At 45.0% G+C, this 2,758-nt stretch carries 4 protein-coding genes; 2 read left to right on the top strand and 2 right to left on the bottom strand.

What is annotated here, in order from left to right:
- Positions 1-96: 96 nt before the first annotated feature.
- Positions 97-480, bottom strand: coding sequence for a winged helix-turn-helix transcriptional regulator (locus NLX71_RS26140; protein ID WP_254366733.1), 384 nt, complete (start codon positions 478-480; stop codon positions 97-99).
- A gap of 239 nt (positions 481-719) precedes the next feature.
- Between NLX71_RS26140 and NLX71_RS26135 the strand changes: the two genes are divergently transcribed.
- Positions 720-1,259, top strand: coding sequence for an NAD(P)H-dependent oxidoreductase (locus tag NLX71_RS26135; RefSeq protein WP_254366732.1), 540 nt, complete (start codon positions 720-722; stop codon positions 1,257-1,259).
- 59 nt (positions 1,260-1,318) lie between these two features.
- On the opposite strand, the gene NLX71_RS26130 is transcribed toward NLX71_RS26135, so the two are convergent.
- Positions 1,319-1,672: a helix-turn-helix domain-containing protein gene (locus NLX71_RS26130; protein WP_254366730.1), complete on the bottom strand. Its 354-nt coding sequence runs from the start codon at positions 1,670-1,672 to the stop codon at positions 1,319-1,321.
- Between the two features lie 59 nt (positions 1,673-1,731).
- Here NLX71_RS26130 and NLX71_RS26125 point away from each other — a divergent pair, with 59 nt between their 5' ends.
- Positions 1,732-2,058 (top strand): hypothetical protein, encoded by a 327-nt coding sequence (locus tag NLX71_RS26125; protein WP_254366728.1) that lies wholly within the window; start codon positions 1,732-1,734, stop codon positions 2,056-2,058.
- Positions 2,059-2,758: the final 700 nt, after the last annotated feature.

Genomic DNA, 2,758 nt, shown 5'->3' with positions numbered 1-2,758 from the left:
GCGCGTCGTAATCAGTTACGTATATGATCTCATGAATCCCGTCGTTTTTCTAGGTGTGGAGGATTTGACGCTTACAAACAAACCTCTATCTCTATCTTAAATTCGATCCTCGAGTCCTTGCTTATTTTCTGGAGTGACAGTGGTGTTGCTCATATATTCAATGTGGCTAAATCCCCAACTGCACATATCGGTCAAAATAATACTCAACGTTCTTCCATGTTCAGATAAAGAGTATTCGACCTTCGGAGGGATCGTCTGAAATACTTTGCGAATAACGAGTCCATCCCGCTCCAGCTCCCGGAGCTGATTCGTAAGCATACCTTGTGTAATCTTTGGAAGCAGACGTCTTAGTTCCCCGAACCGTTTAGTTTCCTCTTTCAGCAGAATAAATAATAATAGTGGCTTCCACTTCCCCCCAATGACTTGTAGGGTTGTCAATATTCCCTGTCTTCTATACGATGGATTAACACCATTATCCATGTTCTCAACTCCTGATATACGAATCCTTATCTCCTATTTTACCGAAGTATGCAGTTTACAAATAGTACTATTTATTTTCGTACATAGTACGGTTGAACGTACCATCAATAATGCTGCACGATTTAGTACGTTTTTCAAGACTAAGTATGAAAAAAAAGCGTACTTTTCAAAAATATAATTTGACCCAATAATTAGGGGTGGGTACAACCTCACTTTTCAAAAGCCTGGGAGGAATAAACATGAGAATTTTGGTAATTGTGGCACACCCAGACCTTGGGAAATCCCGTGCCAACCAAGCATTACTGCTTGAATTACATCATCATGTAAACATCGATGTCCGGGATCTCTACCGCGAGTATCCGAACTGGAGTATAGATGTGGTTAAGGAGCAGCAATTACTTTTATCCTATGACCGGATTGTATTTCAATTTCCATTTTACTGGTACAGCTGTCCGCCGCTATTAAAAAAATGGTTTGATGATGTTTTTACGTATGGATGGGCATATGGTCCGGAAGGCAACAATTTGAAGGGAAAAGAATTTATACTTGCAACTACGACGGGGGGCCCGGAAAATTGCTATCGTGCGGGAGGAGACAATTGGTTTACGATCAGTGAATTTTTAAGACCGATCCAAAGAACGATTACCAAATGTAATGGTCATTTTCTTCCCACTTTTGTTACTTACAGCGCATCACAGGGGGACGATACCTATCTCTCTCAAGAAGCTAAAAGATATGTTGACCATATCCAATCTTCTTCGAGCGTGCTTGTTCATTAATATTGCTTAAACTTTTGCTCCAGCGATCTTCTCTGAAGCTGAGTAGACCATGATGTAATTTATTTCCAATTTTTAGCTTCCCTACTTCGCTTTTCCTTGAGCAATCTATACATTTTCAGGCTATCCTTCAAATGTCCGGCTTCATCTGTGGTCAACTCTTCTGGTTCCCCGTCAATAATCAGTCGGTTTATCTTTTTCTTGTCCCCGGGTTCATTCAAACTTCCTACCAAAAGCCAATTAATCGACACGCCATACAATTGCGCAAGCTTCTGTAGCACTTCGTTATCGGGTTGCGATCTATCATTTTCATATTTGGATATTGTGGTAAAATCGATCCCGATTTTTTGGGCTACTTGCTCCTGTGTCATCCGCTTTCGATTTCTGGATTGTTTTAACCGCTCTCCGAAAGTCATCGGCCCCACCGAGACCAAGTAAAAGACGCCCGCGCATTTCGATGCCGGGCGTTCGTTTTATGGTGGCGCATGATACCGGGAATCCCGGCTCTACGGTAGCCGGAAACGTATCGTATTATGAGCGCAGCCGACACGTCGTTTCGGCTTCGGCGCATTTGTTTGTCGACGACCGGGAGATTATTGAGTGTATTCCGTTTTTGACGGGGGCTCGGGAAAAGGCGTATCACGTCGTCTACGACGTATTGAAGGACAACGAGCTCTACGGCTGCAATGCGAACGACGCAGCGGGCGGCGTGGAGCTCTGCTACGGCCCCCGGCTCAATCTGAACGAGGCGTACAAGCGGTCATTTGGGTACTGGCCTACGCCTGCTACCGGTACGGCCTGAACCCGGCGACGGACATAACAGGGCACCATATCCTCGATCCGGCGAGAAAGACGGACCCGGTGAACGCCTTACGGCTTCTTGGGAAGACGTTCAGACAGTTCGTTGACGATGTAGTAGCTGAATATCAGGAATGCACACAAGAGGAGGACGAAGACGACATGGCAAAAGCGCTTGTATTCGAACACGATTGGCAATGGAAACAGCTCGGATACTTGGGCCGATAAAGCATATACGCGCGAGCTTACGGGTGCAGAACTGGGATACCTGAACATGGTCATGCAGGCGCGACAGGCCGGAGTGGAAGTCTAGTTCAGGAAAGTTTTCCTTCCCTCGCTGACTGGCGAACGAGCTGCGGAAGGCGTCCGGGCAAGAAGAAGAATAGGGCCGGGCAAAAGTAAGAGCCAAGAGGGATGTCTCTTGGCTCTTACTTATTCTAATATAATTCCCCGAATCCGGCAAAAGAAAGCATGGTAGGGTCACTAGGTGAATTAGTATAGACAGGAATCGTAAATCTAAGTTGAGCACCTTTTAGCCCATCTACATTTCCGGAAATGGTTTTTTGTGCAGCGTTATCTTGATTGTTTTCTATTGACTGTACATGTCCCCACTCTTCATCTTTAAAAAAGCACGCCTGTTGATTAACCAGAATCAGGAAGCCGAAAATTGAAAAAAGGACGCTCTTTCGATAAAATCAATTCCA

Source organism: Paenibacillus sp. MZ04-78.2 (assembly GCF_024213375.1).
Taxonomy (GTDB): Bacteria; Bacillota; Bacilli; order Paenibacillales; family NBRC-103111; genus Paenibacillus_G.
The sequence above is the reverse complement of the archived record's forward strand: the minus strand, read 5'-3'. Positions and strand labels throughout refer to the sequence as shown.

What these genes read in the sequence shown, in the direction of transcription:
- NLX71_RS26125 (WP_254366728.1), top strand. Translation starts at nt 1,732, where the DNA reads ATGGTGGCGCATGATACCGGGAATCCCGGCTCTACGGTAGCCGGAAAC.
- NLX71_RS26140 (WP_254366733.1), bottom strand. Translation starts at nt 480, where the DNA reads ATGGATAATGGTGTTAATCCATCGTATAGAAGACAGGGAATATTGACA.
- NLX71_RS26135 (WP_254366732.1), top strand. Translation starts at nt 720, where the DNA reads ATGAGAATTTTGGTAATTGTGGCACACCCAGACCTTGGGAAATCCCGT.
- NLX71_RS26130 (WP_254366730.1), bottom strand. Translation starts at nt 1,672, where the DNA reads ATGACTTTCGGAGAGCGGTTAAAACAATCCAGAAATCGAAAGCGGATG.